Source organism: Streptomyces sp. NPDC034086, from assembly GCF_055575515.1.
Genome location: NZ_JBVISM010000005.1, coordinates 227,964 through 244,000 on the forward strand (window position 1 = coordinate 227,964; position 16,037 = coordinate 244,000).

13 protein-coding genes are annotated in these 16,037 nt (G+C 72.9%); 3 read left to right on the plus strand and 10 right to left on the minus strand.

Features of this window, described 5'->3' with window-relative positions; all coding sequences use genetic code 11:
- Positions 1-42 precede the first annotated feature (42 nt).
- From ACZ514_RS15620 to ACZ514_RS15665, 10 genes are all read right to left on the minus strand, one after another.
- The gene (locus ACZ514_RS15620) at positions 43-1,026 is read right to left on the minus strand and encodes a cyclase family protein (protein ID WP_469124940.1); all 984 of its coding nucleotides are present in this window, start codon (positions 1,024-1,026) and stop codon (positions 43-45) included.
- Positions 1,027-1,105: 79 nt separating this feature from the next.
- Entirely contained in the window at positions 1,106-2,068 is a 963-nt protein-coding gene (locus tag ACZ514_RS15625) for a TauD/TfdA dioxygenase family protein (RefSeq protein WP_468168506.1), read from the minus strand.
- 94 nt (positions 2,069-2,162) lie between these two features.
- Positions 2,163-3,113 (minus strand): AEC family transporter, encoded by a 951-nt coding sequence (locus ACZ514_RS15630; protein WP_468699145.1) that lies wholly within the window; start codon positions 3,111-3,113, stop codon positions 2,163-2,165.
- 58 nt (positions 3,114-3,171) lie between these two features.
- The gene (locus ACZ514_RS15635) at positions 3,172-4,086 is read right to left on the minus strand and encodes an aminotransferase class IV (protein ID WP_468168512.1); all 915 of its coding nucleotides are present in this window, start codon (positions 4,084-4,086) and stop codon (positions 3,172-3,174) included.
- Between the two features lie 13 nt (positions 4,087-4,099).
- The gene (locus ACZ514_RS15640; RefSeq protein ID WP_468168515.1) at positions 4,100-4,930 is read right to left on the minus strand and encodes a hypothetical protein; all 831 of its coding nucleotides are present in this window, start codon (positions 4,928-4,930) and stop codon (positions 4,100-4,102) included.
- A gap of 14 nt (positions 4,931-4,944) precedes the next feature.
- Entirely contained in the window at positions 4,945-6,759 is a 1,815-nt protein-coding gene (gene asnB, locus ACZ514_RS15645) for an asparagine synthase (glutamine-hydrolyzing) (protein ID WP_468168518.1), read from the minus strand.
- A gap of 3 nt (positions 6,760-6,762) precedes the next feature.
- Positions 6,763-7,734 carry a peptidase gene (locus ACZ514_RS15650; protein ID WP_468168521.1) on the minus strand — a complete coding sequence of 324 codons (972 nt, stop codon included), beginning with the start codon at positions 7,732-7,734 and terminating at the stop codon, positions 6,763-6,765.
- The gene (locus tag ACZ514_RS15655) at positions 7,731-9,023 is read right to left on the minus strand and encodes an ATP-grasp domain-containing protein (protein WP_468168524.1); all 1,293 of its coding nucleotides are present in this window, start codon (positions 9,021-9,023) and stop codon (positions 7,731-7,733) included. The genes ACZ514_RS15650 and ACZ514_RS15655 overlap by 4 nt, the downstream gene beginning before the upstream one ends.
- Entirely contained in the window at positions 9,020-12,826 is a 3,807-nt protein-coding gene (locus ACZ514_RS15660; protein WP_469124941.1) for a non-ribosomal peptide synthetase, read from the minus strand. Before ACZ514_RS15660 ends, ACZ514_RS15655 begins: the two co-directional genes overlap by 4 nt.
- Positions 12,827-13,134: 308 nt before the next feature.
- Positions 13,135-14,355 (minus strand): MFS transporter, encoded by a 1,221-nt coding sequence (locus ACZ514_RS15665; RefSeq protein WP_469124942.1) that lies wholly within the window; start codon positions 14,353-14,355, stop codon positions 13,135-13,137.
- A 416-nt stretch (positions 14,356-14,771) separates the two neighbouring features.
- On the opposite strand from ACZ514_RS15665, the gene ACZ514_RS15670 reads away from it, so the two are divergent.
- From ACZ514_RS15670 to ACZ514_RS15680, 3 genes are read left to right on the plus strand one after another with little or no spacing between them, the layout of a single operon-like run.
- Positions 14,772-15,257 (plus strand): DUF6328 family protein, encoded by a 486-nt coding sequence (locus ACZ514_RS15670; protein ID WP_469124943.1) that lies wholly within the window; start codon positions 14,772-14,774, stop codon positions 15,255-15,257.
- Between the two features lie 5 nt (positions 15,258-15,262).
- A complete protein-coding gene (locus ACZ514_RS15675; protein WP_468168536.1) occupies positions 15,263-15,598 on the plus strand; it encodes a DUF3040 domain-containing protein in 336 nt (111 codons plus the stop codon).
- Positions 15,599-15,638: 40 nt separating this feature from the next.
- Positions 15,639-16,019: a hypothetical protein gene (locus tag ACZ514_RS15680; RefSeq protein ID WP_469124944.1), complete on the plus strand. Its 381-nt coding sequence runs from the start codon at positions 15,639-15,641 to the stop codon at positions 16,017-16,019.
- Positions 16,020-16,037 lie beyond the last annotated feature (18 nt).

Below are 16,037 nucleotides of genomic sequence, written 5' to 3' on the forward strand. Positions count from 1 at the left end.
TTTTGCCGAGTGCCGGGGCGGGGCGGCCCGTCGGCGGTCCGGTCACAGCACCGCGACCGGATTGACGGGCGACCCCGTGCCGCCGGGGACGTTCAGCGGGGTCACGACGAGCAGGAACGCGTGGCGGCCCGCCTCGGCGCAGGCGGCTGACAGCGCCTCCAGGTCGAGGTTGTCCAGCAGGGGCACCCCCATCGCGGTGATCGCCAGCGTGTGCACGGGGGAGTGCAGGCCCTCCACCGGTGACGGCCGCACGTCGCTGTCCCCGTCGGCGCCGAGCAGGGCCACGGCCCGCCGCGCGAGCAGCGGTACGGCGTCCACGTGCCAGCCCGCGCTGCCCGTGGCCGGGTCCCACGGGCCCCGCTCGCGTCGGCGGCGGAAGCGTCCGGAGCGCAGCAGGACCGCGTCACCGTCGCCGATGGTCACGCCGAGCGCCTCCTCCGCGGCCAGGACGTCCCGCTCCCGCACCGCGTGCCCCGGCTCCAGCCACGGCACTCCCAGGACGGCGGGCAGGTCCAGGAGCACGCCCCGGGTGACCAGCGGGCCCAGGGCCGCCACCGAGCCGAACCGGACGCCCCCGGCGCCGACCTCCTCGCGCGCCGTGCGCCCGTCGTAGAGGCGCCCCCGGTAGCCCATGTGCGACAGGGCGTCGAGATGGCTGACCGCCTTGCCGTGGAAGTCCGCGCCGAGGAAGTCCTTGTACGCGGACGGCTCCGGCGGCTCCACGTCACCGAGGTCGGTCATGTGGTGCAGGGCCGGCCGCGCGTTGTCCGGGCCGGGGACGGTGTCCCAGGGGCGCCCCAGCGGCACGACGGTGCCCGACCGGACCAGTGCGGCGGCCCGGCGCACGTGGTCCGCCGTCACCGCGTTGAAGGCGCCGCGTCCGGGGTCCTCCCACCGGCCCCAGGTCCGGACCGCCTCGAACAGGGTGTCGAACTCCCGGCGGGAGACGGAGGCCCCGTCCCGGGGCGCCCCGCCGGGGTCCCCGCCGTCCGGGCCCCCGCCGCCGGGGCGGGGGAGCGGGGGCATCGGCGGCACTGGGGCTCATGGGGCACTCCGGGGTCCGTACGTCCGTGGCCCGACCTCTATGCCCGCCGGGACGCGCCGTCTACCAGGCGTGCATCGGCTCGCCCTCCACGAGCCGGGAGACGAAGCCGTCCGGCCCCTGCGCGGGCTCCCCCAGGACCGTCACGCGGTGCATGACCCGGTCGACGTCGAGATGGGCGAAGTCGGTGGGGGCGAAGTGACAGGTGCTGCGGTTGTCCCAGAAGGCGATGCTGCCCGGCTCCCAGCGGAAGCGGACGGTGTACTCGGCGCTGGTCAGGTGCTGGAACAGGAGGTCCAGCAGGTGGCGGCTCTCCAGCTCGGTGAAGCCGGTGATCCGGGTCGTCGAGCCGGGGCTGACGAACAGCGCCTTCTCGCCGGTCTCGGGGTGGACGCGCACCACCGGGTGGACGGCCACCTGCGGGTCCTCGCAGTAGATCCGCAGGATCTCCCGGTCCCGCGCGTCGGAGTGGCGCAGGTGGACGGCCGTGAAGAAGGCGTGCTCGGCGGTCAGCCCGTCCACGAGATCGCGCAGCGGTGCCGACAGGCCCTCGTACGCGGCGACCGTGTTGGTCCACTGGGTGTCCCCGCCGAAGGCCGGGGTCCGCTCGGCCCGCAAGATGGACAGGCTGGGCGGGTTGACGGCCTGGGTCAGGTCGCTGTGCCAGCCGGCCAGCGGCGAGGACCACTTGCGGCGGTAGTGCTCCTCGAAGTCGGCCCCGTAGCGCTCGGTGTCCGCCTTGGGGTCGACGGTGAGGATCTCCGGGTGCCCCTCGGGGTGCACGCCGTGCTTCTTGCCCGGACGCCGGGTCAACGCGCCGAAGCGGCGGCCGAAGGCTATGTGCTGGGCGTGGGTGATGTCCTGGCCGCGGAAGAAGACGACCCGGTGGGTCAGGACGGCCTGCCGGATCTCGGCCACCGTGGCCTCGTCGAGCTCCTGGCGGAGGTCGACCCCGGAGATCTCGGCCCCGATGCGGCCGGCCACCTGCTCGACGGAGATCCTGGTGGGCTGCGCGGTCTGCGTCACGGTTCTGCCTTTCTTGGACTTTCCACACAAAAGGTGCAAGGAACGGCGTGGGGGAACGGCCCCTCGTCCGAGGGGCTCCGACGGTTGACGGGGCTCAGGCCTGCCGGGCCACCAGCTGCGTCCACAGGGGCAGCAGCAGCAGCGCGAGGACCGAGCTCTTGATGACGAGGGAGGCCGACATGTCGACCCCCACGTCGTAGCGCTGGGCGAAGATGAAGAGGTTCTGCGGCGCCGGCATCGCCGCGATCAGGACGAGGTAGCTCAGCCACTCGCCCTCCACCCCGAACACGTAACGGCACATCGCGAAGGTGATCAGCGGCAGCGCCACGCACTTGAAGCCGATGATCCAGATCTCCTCCGCGGTGGTGCCCCGGACGCTGAGCCCGCTTCCGCCCAGGTGCAGGCCGAGGGCGAACAACGCCACCGGCGAGGCGCTGTCGCCGACGAAGGCGAAGCTGTCCAGCACGACCCCGGGCACCGTGACGGGCAGCAGGTTGAGCAGGATGCCCGCGTTGCAGGCGATCACGACCGGGGTCATCAGCGAGGCGGTGACGGCCGATCCCAGCCGCCGCGCGGGACTGCCGGCCCGGTCCGGCCGGCCCAGCTCCATGATCGAGATGACGATCAGCGACAGCACGCACACCTGGAAGAGCAGCACCGGGAAGATGGGCGCTGCGTTCCCGAACAGCATGATGAAGACCGGCACGGCGAAGTAGGCCGTGTTCACCTGGACGGCGGCCATGATGCGCAGCGCCACCCCCCGCGGATCGCGTACGCCCGTGGCCCGGGCGATGACCCCGATCAGCGCGGCCGCGGCGCACGCCGCGGCCGCGTAACCGCTGATGGCCCGCCAGTCGAACAGGGCCCCCAGGTCACTGCGGTAGATGTTCCCGAAGAGGAAGCAGGGCACGGCGAAGAGGAACGCGTAGTCCGCGAAGACCTTGGAACTCTCGGCCGGCACCACCTTCCGCCGTGCCAGGACGACCCCGCATCCGAAGGCCAGCACCACCGGTGCGAGTTTTTCCAGAGCATCTACCGCTCCCATGCACGTGCCCTTGCTCTTGCGGCCCCCCAGGGAGCCTGCTTTCCCGTCGCGACGGCTTCTACCGGGCCCGTGCGCCGGGGACGCGCAGCTCCGCGCGCCCCCGGACCAGCTCCCGGTAGGCCGTGACGATCTTGCGTGTCACCGCGTTGCCGGCGACGTCGTAGTGATGATCATCGAGGCGGCCGACGGGGAGGATCTCACACGCGGTCCCGCACAGGAACGCGCCGTCGGCCTCGCCCGCGAACGCCGGGGCCAGATCGGCGACCACGCACTCGATCCCCTCCCGTTCGGCGATCGCCAGCACGCACGCCCGGGTGATCCCCTCGATGGTGCAGCGCGTCGTCGGGGTGTACAGCGCCCCGCCCTTCGTGAAGAACAGGTGCGCCCCCGTCGCCTCCACGAAGTTCCCGCGGTCGTCGAGGAGGAGGGCGTCGTCGAAGCCCGCCCGCAGCGCCTCGTTCTTGCTGACCGTACCGATCATGTAGTTGCCCGCGGCCTTGCTCTTGACCGGGGCGTACTCCGGTGAGGGCCTGCGGTAGCGGCCCGTCACCAGGGAGATCCCCTGGTCGACGGCGTCCTCCGCCGCGTAGTAGCCCGCGGGCAGCTCCCACGCCGCCACCGAGGTGTGCACCGACGTCTTCAGCGCGGCGGTCTGGATGATCTCCGAACCCCGCCAGGCGTTCATGCGGACGTATCCCTCGGTGAGGCCGGCCTCGGCGATCACCGCGCGGGTGGCCTCGTACAGCACGTCCTCGCCGTACTCGAGCTCGAAGTCGAGGATGCGGGCCGAGGCGCCGAGGCGCGCGATGTGCTCCTCCAGCATGAACGCCTCGCCGCCGTACACGCGGACGCCCTCGAAGATGCTGGAGGCGTAGTGCAGTCCGTGGCTGAGCACGTGGAGCCGGGCGTCGGCCCAGTCGACGAGGGCGCCGTCGTACCAGATCTTCCCGCTGCGCTGGTCGAAGGGGATCACTGCTGCCTCCTTCTCAGAGCGCGAGGTCGAAGAGCTGACGGGGCAGGTCCCCGACGAGGGCGACGAAACGCCGCTGGTGCTGGGTCAGGCTGCGCACCGACACCCCGTGCAGGGCCAGCGGGTTGATCGGGTACAGCACCAGGGTGTTGCTCCGGTACGGGACGGTCGTGACCTCCTCGACGTACTCCGGGTCGATGTCGAAGCGGTTGTCACCGTACTCGGAGGCGCTGGTGCGGAACTTGTGCGCGCCGGGCCGGTACTTGTACAGGACCAGGTCGCCGCCGGTCGCGTCGTCCTCGGGCAGGCGCATGTAGAAGAGGCCGCCGAAGAGCTTGTGCGGCTTGTCCACGTGCGGCCCCCGGTAGGCGGAGGGGCGCCCGGTGACCGCCGAGTTGATGACGGCCGTGCAGTCCAGGAGGATGTCGTGCGTCTCGAAGCCGTCCCGGTTGCGGCGGCCGACGCGCAGCTCGCGCAGCGGGCCCACCAGCTCCTCGGCGTCCGGGAGGTTGGCGAGCAGGTCCTCCTGGAAGAGGTCGAGGAACTCCTCGTAGAAGGCGGGGGAGGAGTGGTAGGTCACGAAGTCCTTCCACACCGCCGCCATCGTGTCGTCGGCCAGGATCATCTCGGACATGTAGTTGTAGCGCTCGTTCGAGGTGATCGGCTTGCCGATCCGCTCGCCGATGTACTCCGCGGTCGGCATCGACTTCGCCAGCGCGTCGTACAGCTCCTGCGGCAGGGCGTCGCTGATCACGATGTGCGGGAACGGGTCGCGGCGGATGTCGTCCTTGGTGACGCCGGCCAGGAGCGAGGTGATGGCGGGCCGGGACCCGGGCGTGTCGGTCATGTCCTGTCTCTTTCCTAGGGGTGGAGGGGCGCGGGGGTCAGACCGCGGGCGGAGAGCCAGCTCTCCAGGACCAGGAGGGACCAGAGCAGCTCGGCGGCGTGCGCCCCCGGGCTCTCGGTCTGGGTGCGGAACAGCTCGTGGACGGCGTCCCGCCGCACGTAGTCGCGGCAGCGGGCGCCGGGGCCGAGGAGGAGGTCGCCGACCATGTCGTACAGCGCCTCGCCCGGCCGGATCATCGCCGCGACCGGCAGCGTGAACGGCTGCTTGGGCCGCTCGATGACGCTCCGGGGCACCCAGCGCCGGGCCGCCCGCGCCACCGGAGCCTTCACCGTGTCCCCGGCCACCTTGACGGCGGCGGGCAGCGCGTGCGCCAGACGCATCACCGACGGCTGGAGGAACGGGATCCGGGCCTCCACCGAGTGGGCCATGCTCAGATGGTCGACCCGGCGCAGGATGTAGTACGGGAACCGCTCGGCCTGGTCGTAGCGCAGCAGCGTCTCCAGCCTGCCGTGCCCGCCCGCGCCCGCCCGGCGCGCCAGCTCGTCCCCGCTGCGGTCCCCGAAGTGGCCCCCGGACGCGAGGACGTGCTCCAGGTAGCCCGGCGTGTACAGCCGGGCGAGCGACGCCGTGCCGGCGACGGCCATCGTGTCCTGGTAGGCGCGGTGCCAGGCGGAGTCGCCGTCCCGGTCGGCCTTGACGAAGCGGGCGTACCCGGCGAAGAGCTCGTCGGCGCCGTCACCCGTCAGGGCCACCTTGAACCCGGCGTCGTGCACGGCCTCGAACAGGGCGAAGGTGCTCAGGCTGTGCGGGGCGTTGTTCGGCTGGTCCAGGTGGCGGGTGAACCGCTCGACGAGCTCGGGGAACCCGGCGGGGTCGAGGAGCACCTGGTGGTGCTCCGTGCCGCAGTGCCGGGCCACCTCCGCCGCGTAGTGCCGCTCGTCGGCCGGCCAGTCACCCTTGTAGGCGATGTTGAACGAGGCCACGTCGGACACCAGATGGGCGGCGAGCGCGGTGGTGTAGCTGGAGTCGAGCCCGCCGCTGGTGATCACGCACACCGGCACGTCCGCGTCGAGCATGCGGCCCATCTCGGTGAGCAGCAGTCCGTCCAGCAGCTCCGCCGCCGCGTCGACGGTCGCGGCCCCGCCGGGCCAGTCGGGCTCGGCGGGCTCCAGGGCCGTCCGGGTCAGGGTCGGGCGTCCGTCCGCGAACCGCAGCACGGAGCCGGGCTCCAGGGTGCGGACCCGGGTGTAGACGGTGCCCGGCCCCCACACCGCCTTCCCGCCGAGGTAACGGTCGACCGCGAGCGGGTCGAGCTCGTCGGGGAAGTCCGGGAAGCGGGAGAGCGCCCGCAGTTCGGAGGCGAAGCACAGCCGGCGGCCGTCGGCGGACACGTAGTAGTACAGCGACTTCATGCCCGCGTGGTCGGTGAAGAGCTTCAGGCACGGCTCTTCGCGCTCGTCGACGACCGCGATGGCGAACATGCCCTCCAGACGGCCCGTGAAGGCGTCGCCGTACAGCTCGTACAGCGGCAGCAGCACGTCACCGTCGCAGTCGCCCTCGAAGGAGTAGCCGTGCGCGGCCAGTTCGGCCCGCAGCTGCCGGTGGTTGTAGATCTCGCCGTTGAACACGCAGCACAGCGCGCCGCGTACGAAGGGCTGGTCGCCGGCGGAGACGCCCTGGATGGCGAGCCGGTTGTTGCCGAGTGCCCAGCCGTCACCGTGCCGGACGGTCTGCGCGTCGGGCCCGCCCTCGAACATCGCCGAGGAGACGGCGCCGAGCACGTCCCGGCCCGCGGGCTCCCCGCCGAAGCAGCCGTGGATGCGGCACATGGCTCACACCTCCGTCCGGGCGGGGGCGGGGACGCTCCCGGCCGCTTCGAGGGAGAGCGCGGCGGATCCGGCGCCGCTCTGCCGGGCCGCGGGGTGGTGCCGGCCGACGAACTCGGTGACCAGCTCGACCTGCCGCAGGATGTCGTCCAGCTGCACGGGGGAAGGGCTCACGCCGTGGCCCTCCAGGGCGCTGTTGCCGGTCTTGAGGTAGACCGGCGACGCCACCCGGACGATGTCGGGGGCCTCGTAGGTGCGGATGAACCCGCCGGAGGACCGCGGGTTGTCCACGTGCAGGTCCAGCGGGACCGTCACCGCCTGCCGCAGCGCCGCGATCATCGGCAGCGTCAGGTCGCGCACCGGGTTGAAACTGTTCGCGCCGAGCATCTCCAGCATCTGGGCCGATGCCGGATTGCCCTGGCCGCAGTGCGCGGAGACCTTCAGGTGGATCCCGGCCGGCAGGTCACCGGCGGTGCGCAGCCGCCCCAGCACCCACAGCAGGCCCTCGTCGTAGACGACGAACCCGCGTACGCCCAGGCCGATCCCGCGCTTGACGTCCTCGACGGCGCGCACGATCTGCTCCTGGCCGCGCAGCCGGTAGCCGATCCGGGCACCCTCGGGCGTCTGGGCCCCGGCACCGATGTCGTTCGTGGCGCGGGGACCCACCGACATCAGGATCTCCGCGCCGAACTCCTCGCCGAGGGCGACGTACTCGGTGATCTCCCGGGCCGTGTGCCGGTACATGCCGCGGGTCTCGGTGATGCGGTTGATCGTGAATCCGCGGCGCCGGCTCTCCCGCAGCAGCCGTTCGGCGGCCCCCACCGAGTTCACCGTCGGCACCTCGATGCGGAAGTGCCCGCCGTCGGCGAAGACGGCGTCCGAGTCGGGGCTGAGCTGGGGGTCCCCGTCCGGCAGTCCCAGCCGGGCGAGCTGCCGGCGGGTCTGGTCGAAGAATGCGGTCGTGGTCGTCGTCCTCACCTCGTCACCTCGATGCCGAGCCGGTCGGCCATGCCCCCGACGATGTCCTCGGCGATGCGGATCGACGTCGCCCGGTCGGCGTGCACGACCTGGACCTCGCCGAAGTTGCCGAGGTTGCCCCGGCAGGGCAGGAGGGTGTCGCCCTCGGGGAAGCGCACCGTGAGCGCGTGCAGGCTCTCGCCGTACTCCTCGGCGGCCCAGCCGAGGTCGGGCACCCGCTCGGGGGTGGGCACCCGGTCGGCGGCGCCGAACCAACGGACCGTCGCGTACGCGTCGAAGGCCGTCGGGCCGCGCTCGATGGGTTCGTTCAGGTGGATCCGGACGAGCAGTTCGAAGATGTCACCGCCGCCCGCCAGCCGGAACAGGTTCGGCAGGCAGGAGCCCATGATGCGGGGGTTCAGCTCGATCAGCCGGGGCGTCCCGTCCGCGCCCAGCATCACCTCCACGTGGAAGACGCCGAGCCGCAGGCCGACCGCGCCGACCACCTCCTCGGCGAACCGCATCACCCGGTCGTGTTCCTCCGGCGAGATCCCCGCCGGGATCGTCGTGCCGGTCTCCAGGGCCTCGTGCCGGTGCCAGGTGGACCGCTCGCTGACGGCCAGCCGCAGGAACCGGCCGTGGACGAGGCCGATCTCCGCGGAGAGGAAGCGTCCGCTCAGGTACTCCTCGACGAGGATGCCGGCCGCGTACGCGCCGTCCTCGGCGTCCGCGAGGACCGCGGCCAGCCGCTCCTCGTCCGCGACCACGTGGGCGCCCTCGCTGCCGGAGCCCCGGGCCGGTTTGACGACGACGGGGTACCCGCCGGCGGCCGCGAACGCGGCGGCCTCCTCGAAGCCGGAGACGACCGCGTACCGGGTGGTGTCCACGCCGGCCGCCGCGAGGATCTCCCGGCAGCGGTCCTTCTGCTTGGCCGCCTCGGCGGCGCCGGCGTCGGTGAAGGGCACCCCGATCTCCTCGGCGATCCGCGCCACGGGGACCACCAGCGCGTCGACGGTGGCCACGAACCCGTCGACCGGCCGTTCCCGGTGGACCTCCAGGACCAGGGAGCGCAGCGCCACGGGGTCGGTGGCGTCCTTCAGGACGTGGACCCGGTCGACGAACCGCGCGTACGGGGAGCCGTCGAAGTCGATGTTCTGCGCCTGCTCCATGAGCAGCGAGCGGATCAGCGTCACGTGGTGGCCGAGCCGCTTGGCCGCCTCGAAGGCGGGGGCGTTGCCGGCCTTCCAGGTCACGAAGACCACGTGCCGGGCGGGCGCGGACGGGTGTGGGGGGTGGATCGGGTCTGTCATCGTGTCTTCCTCGCGAAGCGCTGGCCGATGCGGACGAATCCCGGGACCGCGGTACCGGGGGTGGGAATGAAGGAGATCGAACCGGCGAGGATGTTCTTCTCGGACATCGAGCTGAAGCCGCCGGCGCCGGACAGCACCAGGTCGCCCTCGTCCAGGCACAGCCACGAGCCGTCCGGCCGGCGCTCGGAGTACGCGTAGCGCAGGTGCTCCGTGCCGTGCAGCACCTCGAGCCGGTAGCCGTCGGAGGCGTACACGCCGGCGCAGTCGTCGAGTTCCATCTCGAACGGCCGCCCGGTGCGGATGAGCCCCTCGCCGGTCAGGGACCGCAGCAGGTCCTCGTAGAGGCCGAAGGCCGGGTAGGCGTTGGCGAGCAGCAGCAGGAAGGAACGTTCCTCGGGGAAGATCTGGATGAAGTTGTGGTGGCCGCTGCCGTTGGAGTTGAAGCCGAAGGCGGACGGACCGAACATCAGCCAGCCCAGGCCCCAGGCGTGCATGAAGTGGTGGCCGGGGACGGGGATCTGGGGCGTGCGCATCTCCCGTGCCAGCCCGGCCGACAGCAGGCGCTCGCCGCCGGGGGCGACCCCGTCGTCGACGGCCAGCATCGCGATCCGCGCCAGTTCCTCCAGGGTGAGGCACACGGAGAACGAGCCGGCCGCGTCGTCGGCGATGGTCTGCGGCGGCGGATCGTGGCGCACGTAGCCCTTGACCCGCTCGGTCCACACGTAGCCGACGGAGACGGCGTCCCCGTAGTGGCCGTCCTCGGTGAGGGTCTCGGGCACCTCGCGGATGCCGAGCGGGGCGAGCATCAGCTCGTTCACCGCGCGGCGCCAGGGAATGCCGAGCAGCTTCTCGATCAGCGCGGCGACGATCGACGTGCCCACCGCCGAGTACGCGAACACCTCGCCCGGCGCGAACAGCTGGCCGTAGGCGGGCAGGGTGGCGATGTAGCTGTCGAGGTCCGGCAGGCCGGTGTCGTGCCAGACCTCGTACGAGTCGTCGACCCCGCTGGTGTGCGACAGCAGGTGCCGCAGGGTGACCTGCACGGTCCCGCCGTCGCGGCGCCGGAACGCCTGCGGCAGCAGCTCGTCCAGCGGCTGGTCGAGGCCGAGCAGCCCCCGGTCCACGAGCCGCAGGGCGACGAAGGCCAGCATGGGCTTGGTGACGCAGGTGACGCGCTGGCGCGTGCCCGGGCCGTACGGGGCCCCGGACGCGGTGTCGGTGACGCCGTGGTAGCTCAGCTCGAGGGTGCCGTCGAGGAACACGGCGGCGCCGGCTCCGGGCACCCCGTGCCCGCGCGCGGACTCCCGCAGCGTGTCGGCCACGGCGCGCCGCCGCTCCGCCGGCCCCGCCGCCGCCCCGGAGACCGCCGACGCCCCGGCCGCCTCCTCGCGGGTGCGGCGCAGCAGCGCGGCCTGCTCGGCGAGCGTGCGGTGACGGTAGATCTCGGCCACCCGCACGGGCCGGCCGGCCGCGTCGGACAGGCGCGCCGCCAGCAGCGTGGCGAGCAGGGAATGCCCGCCCACGGAGAAGAAGTCCAGGCCGGGGGAGACCTCGGTCAGGCCGAGGAGGTCGGCCCACACCCCCGCCACTTCCGCCTCGTCGGGTCCGGCGGGGCCGTCACCGGCCAGCCCGGCCGCCGCCGGCCCCGGCCCCCAGTCGACGTCCCGTGCCGCCAGGGTCTTGCGGTCGACCTTGCCGTTGGGGAGCCGCGGCAGCCGCTCCTCGACGATGATCCGGGCGGGCTGCATGTAGTGCGGCAGCTTGGCCCGCAGATGGGCGGCCATGGCCTCGACGGTGACGTCGGCGCCCTCCAGGCCCACGTAGCAGACCAGCCGGGTGTCACCGCCGGTGCGCACGGCCAGGGCCGCGACGTCGCGCAGGCCCACGGCCCCGCGCAGCGTCGCCTCGATCTCGCCGAGTTCGATCCGGAAGCCGCGCACCTTCACCTGGTTGTCCTTGCGCCCGAGGAAACGGAGCTCGCCCTCCTCGGTCCACCGGGCCAGGTCGCCGGTGCGGTACAGGCGTCCCCCCGGCACCGCGCCGAGGTGCGCCGGTGCGGAGACGAACGAGGCGGCGGTGCGCTCGGGGTCGTTGATGTAACCGGCGGCCAGGCCGTCGCCGCCGAGGTGGAGTTCGCCGGTGGCGCCGTGCGGGACGAGCCGGCCGAGCGGGTCCAGCAGGTGGGCGGTGGTGTTGTGGACGGGGACCCCGATCGTGGGGGCTCCGTCGACGGGGCCGGTGAAGCACTTCCAGGTGGAGTACGTGGTGTCCTCGGAGGGCCCGTAGAGGTTGTAGAGCCGCTCGGCGCCGGTGGAGGCGAAGGCCTCGTTGACCAGTTCCCGGGAGAGCGGCTCGCCCGCCACGTTGAGGACACGGGTGGAGGAGGGCACCGCGCCGCGCTGGAGCAGGACGTTCAGGGCGCTCGGCACGGTGTTGACGAGGGTGGGCAGCAGCCCCTCGTCCTCCGTGAGGGCGAGGACGTTGTCCACGACGACGACGCAGCCGCCCCGGGTGAGCGGCGCCCACAGCTCGAAGACGGACAGGTCGAAGTTGAGCGAGGTGGAGAAGAGCACCCGGCGCAGGTCCTCGGCCGTGTACGTCTCCTTGGCCCAGGCGAGGAGGGCCACCACGTTGCGGTGGCTGATCACCACGCCCTTGGGCAGGCCGGTGGAGCCGGAGGTGTGGATGAGGTGGGTGGTGGAGGACGGATCGACGGTGACGTCCGGCGCGCGCTCGTCCTCCGTCTCCGCCTTCTCCCACAGTTCCCGCCACGGCAGGGCCCGCACGGGGCCGTCACCGAGCCAGGCCGGGGCGTGCTCGCCTTCGTGGACGACCGCCGCCAGGTCGGCGGTCGCGGCGATGGCGCTCAGCCGGTCGGCCGGATAGGCGGGGTCGAGCGGTACGTACGCGCAGCCCGCCTTGTGGACGGCGAGCAGGAGGACGACGCTGCGGTCCGTGCGGGCCAGCGACAGCCCGATCCGCGAACCCGGGGCGATCCCGTGGGAGGCCAGGGCACGGGCCAGCCGGTTGGCCCGCCGGTCGAGCCGGCGGTACGTCAGTACGCTGTCCCGCCAGGCGACGGCGGGCGCGTCGGGGGTCCGGGCGGCCTGGGCCTCCACCAGGGCGTGCAGCGGAGTGTCCCGGTCGTAGGGGCGGGCCGTGTCGTTGAACCCGTGGAGCAGGCGGTGGACCTCGGGCCCGGACAGCAGCGTCAGTTCACCCGCCGGAACCCCGGGGCGGGCGGCCGCGTCCGCCAGCAGGGTGTCCAGGTTCGCGGCCATCCGCGCGACCAGTTCCCCGGGGAAGAGGGCCCGGTCGTAGTGGAGGGTGAACAGCGGGCCGTCCGGCCCGGGCCGCGCCTCCAGCAGGAGCGCGAACCCCTCGGGCACGGGGGCGGTGCCGTCGGACTCCAGGAAGCAGACCCGCAGGCCGTCGCCGAGGCCGGCCGCCGTACCGGGCGCGGCCTCCCGTACCGCCTCCCGGTGGGCGCCGGCGAGCGCCGCCGCGAGGGCGGGCAGGGTCCGCTCCGGTGCGAGCAGGGAGCGGACCGCGACCGGCGGCGCACCGTCCGCGCCGCCGGCCCGGGCCAGCACGATGTCGTCCTGGCCGCTGTAGCGGTGCAGGAGCACGGCGAACGCGGCGTGCCACAGGTCGGCGGGCCGGGCCCCGGCGGCCGTGCCGGCCGGTGCCGGGACGGCGGACGGCCAGGAGTGCGTACCCCGGCCCGCGACGCCGGCGCCCTGCCCGGCGTCCCGCACGGGCAGTTGCAGGGCCTGCGGTGAGTCGGCGGAAATGTCGCCCACAGTGATGGTCCCCTCGTTTGCATTTCGTTCGCCGGCCGTGCGGCGGACATGCCGAATACACGCACGGCACGTCTTCGGACCCCGCGCAATCGGATTTCTCCGCGGCGGGTCATTCGTACGGGAGCGTCATCACCCGACCGGAATGCGAGAGGGGGCGACGGCGCGGAAAAACACCGGAACAGGAACGGGTAAAGGAAAGGCGGAAAACCGGACGGAAAGACCGGACGGGCGGGAAAGCCAGGGAGAAGCGGGTGGGGCGGGGAGGAAGCGGAAGGAGCGGGGGGCCGGCGGGGCGGGCGGGACTGCCGTCAGGCGGGGAGGGCGTCGGGGACGGTCTTCCGGCTGCGCAGCGCCCGGTCGGCGATGCGCGGCATGGCCGCTCCGGCCAGCGCGAACCCCAGGGCCATGGCCAGCCAGCCGAGGCTCCCGTGCTCGATGGCGAGCCAGGTCAGCAGCGCCGGAGCGATCATCTTGCCCATGTCCGAGCCCATCGCGTACGTCCCCTGGTACTGGCCCTGGGCGTGCTCGGGGGCCAGCGCGAACGACATGCCCCAGCTGCCCGCCGACTGGCGGATCTCGCCCAGCACGTGGGCCAGGGCCCCGAGGAGCAGCAGCGCTCCGGCCGCCGCCGCCGAGGTCCCGCCGCTGAAGGAGAAGACCACGCAGGCCAGCGCGAGGCACAGCGCCCCGGACCGCGAGGCCCGCGCCGCGGCGCGCGGTTCGTCGGTGCCGCGAGCCGCCCTGACCTGGAGGAGGACGACGGCGACCGTGTTGGTCAGCAGGATCGCCGCGATCATCCAGCGGGGCGCGTGGGTGCGGTGGAGCACCCACAGCGGCAGGACCACGTCGAGCAGCAGGTTGTGCATGGACAGCAGGCCGTCCAGCACCACGAACGTCAGATAGGGGCGGTCCCGCAGCACCTCCAGGGCCGGCCCGGGGCGGGCCGGCTGCGCCGCGACCGCGGGCAGCATCAGGGTGAGCAGCCCGGTCGCCAGGTAGGTGGCGGCGTTGAAGACGACGGCCGCCTTGTACGCCCAGACCGAGTCGGCGGCGAGCAGCAGGCCGGCGAGGGCGGCCCCCACCGACACGCTGACGTTGCTGGTGGCCCGCAGGTACGCGCGGACCGAGACCCGGTCCTGCGGCGGCACGAGTCCGGCGACCATGGCCATGCGGGCGCTGCGGCTGGCGCTGTAGGCGACGGCCTGCGCGCTGACGACCAGCAGGTAGGCCGTGAAGCCCTCCACCGCGAGCAGGGCCGCCGTGAGCGGGCCGAGGGCGACGAAGGACCAGATCTGCACCGAGCGCGGTCCGACGCGGTCGGCCAGGTGACCGGTCGGGGTGCTGACCAGCAGGGCGATTCCGGCGGCCACGCCGACGCCGATGGCGAACCGGCCGGGCGGCAGCCCGAGCACGGCGGTCGCGAAGATGGCGTTGAGCGCCATCCAGAGCCCCTGCCCCAGGGTGTGCACCAGCGTGATGCCGGTCAGCACGCGTGCCGGGCCGGCGGGCGGCAGCAGGCGGTTCAGCATCGGCCTGCCGCGGTGCGGTCCGCGCGTACGGACGTCATGAAGCTTCCTCGTGCGCACGCCAGGATCACTGACACGCCCCCACCCCTCGTTAAGCGCCGTTGCCAACGACAAGATTCGGGAAATTCCCCCGTGGTCGCGGGCCGAGATCGTCGGCGCCGCAGGCCATATCGAAACTTGATCGACATCGGACTGTCCAGGAAATGCCCCTGTGACCCCGATCACACGATCGAAATCCCGGGATCGGGTAAAGGCCGGAGAAAAAAGATGTGGAGAAACGGTCGGGCCCCTGCCCTTACCGGCCAGTAGGGCATAGGGCGGACCGCTGCGTTCCGGAAGGACGTGCGGCCAAGGCGCCGCTCCGGAGGATTGGCCGGGCCGTCCTCGGGCAGGCGGCGGGTGGAGCGGAGGAGGGTCGTATGTCGCGAGAGACGTCCCAGGGGCGGGACGAGAGCCCGGACGAGCGGGCGGACCGTCAATGGCAGGAGCTGATCCAGGAGATCCGCGTGGCCCAGACGGGGGTGCAGATCCTCTTCGGTTTCCTGCTGACCGTCGTCTTCACGCCGCACTTCCAGGGACTGGCCGAAGTGGACAAGACCATCTACGTCGCCACGGTCGTCCTCGGCGCCCTGGCCACCGGGGCGCTGATAGGGCCCGTAGCCTTCCACCGGATCGTCTCGGGACGCCGCATCAAGCCCAAGGCGGTGGTCTGGGCCTCGCGCCTCACGTTCGCCGGCATCGTCCTGCTGCTGGCCACCTGCACCTCCGCCCTCCTGCTCGTCCTGAGGGTCGCCGCGCCCGACACGGTCGTGCCCTGGCTGGTTTCCACCGTCGTCGCCTGGTACCTGCTGTGCTGGTTCGCGCTGCCGCTGTGGGCGCGGATGCGCTACACCTCGGAGGAGTAGGAGTCATGGCCGGGCACGCACTCTCCCGCCGCGAACGCCGGTCCCTGACCGCCATCGAACGGACCCTGCGGACCGACCCGAGGTTCCAGCGGGTGATGGCCGTCGGCGCGGAGCTCCTCCCCGAGGAGCGCGGCACTCCGGACCGCCGGGCCGAGCCGGAGGCCGCGCGCAGCCGGCTCCCGGGCGCGGTCTGGGGCTCGGTCGTCCTCTCGCTCGTCCTGCTGCCGCTCGCCGCCGCGACCTCCTCACCCGCCCTGATCTGCGCTTTCGCCGTGTCCTACGCGATCACGCTCGTCGGTATGGGCCTCCTGCTCCGGCACTGGTGCGGCCGGTGCCGCTGATCCCGGGGCCGGGCCGCGGGGGCGAGAAGACCGTCGGGACGTGAAGAGTCCGACCGGGAAGACCGCGCCAACCACGCCGACCACGCCAACCACGCCGACCACGCCGACCGCGGAGACCACGGTCGCCGACAAGACCGAGAAGACCGAGGAGACCGAGGAGCGCGACATGAGCGAACACGGGCAGCACCACCGGTCCGCGCCGGCCACACCCTCCGGGCCGGCCGGCGAGAGCGGCGACGGCGCGGCGCGCCGCCCGGCGGACGAGTCCGCCACCGGCCGGGCCGGGGACACCGGCCCGGACGCGCAGGGCGGCGGCCGCTCCGCCAAGCGGCAACGGCCGGGCCTCGGCCGGGAGGAACAGGTCCGCCCCTACCCGCCGGAGTCCCACCAGCGGCCCGAGCGGGAGAGCGACGACCGCTGACCGCACGCCGGACGCGGC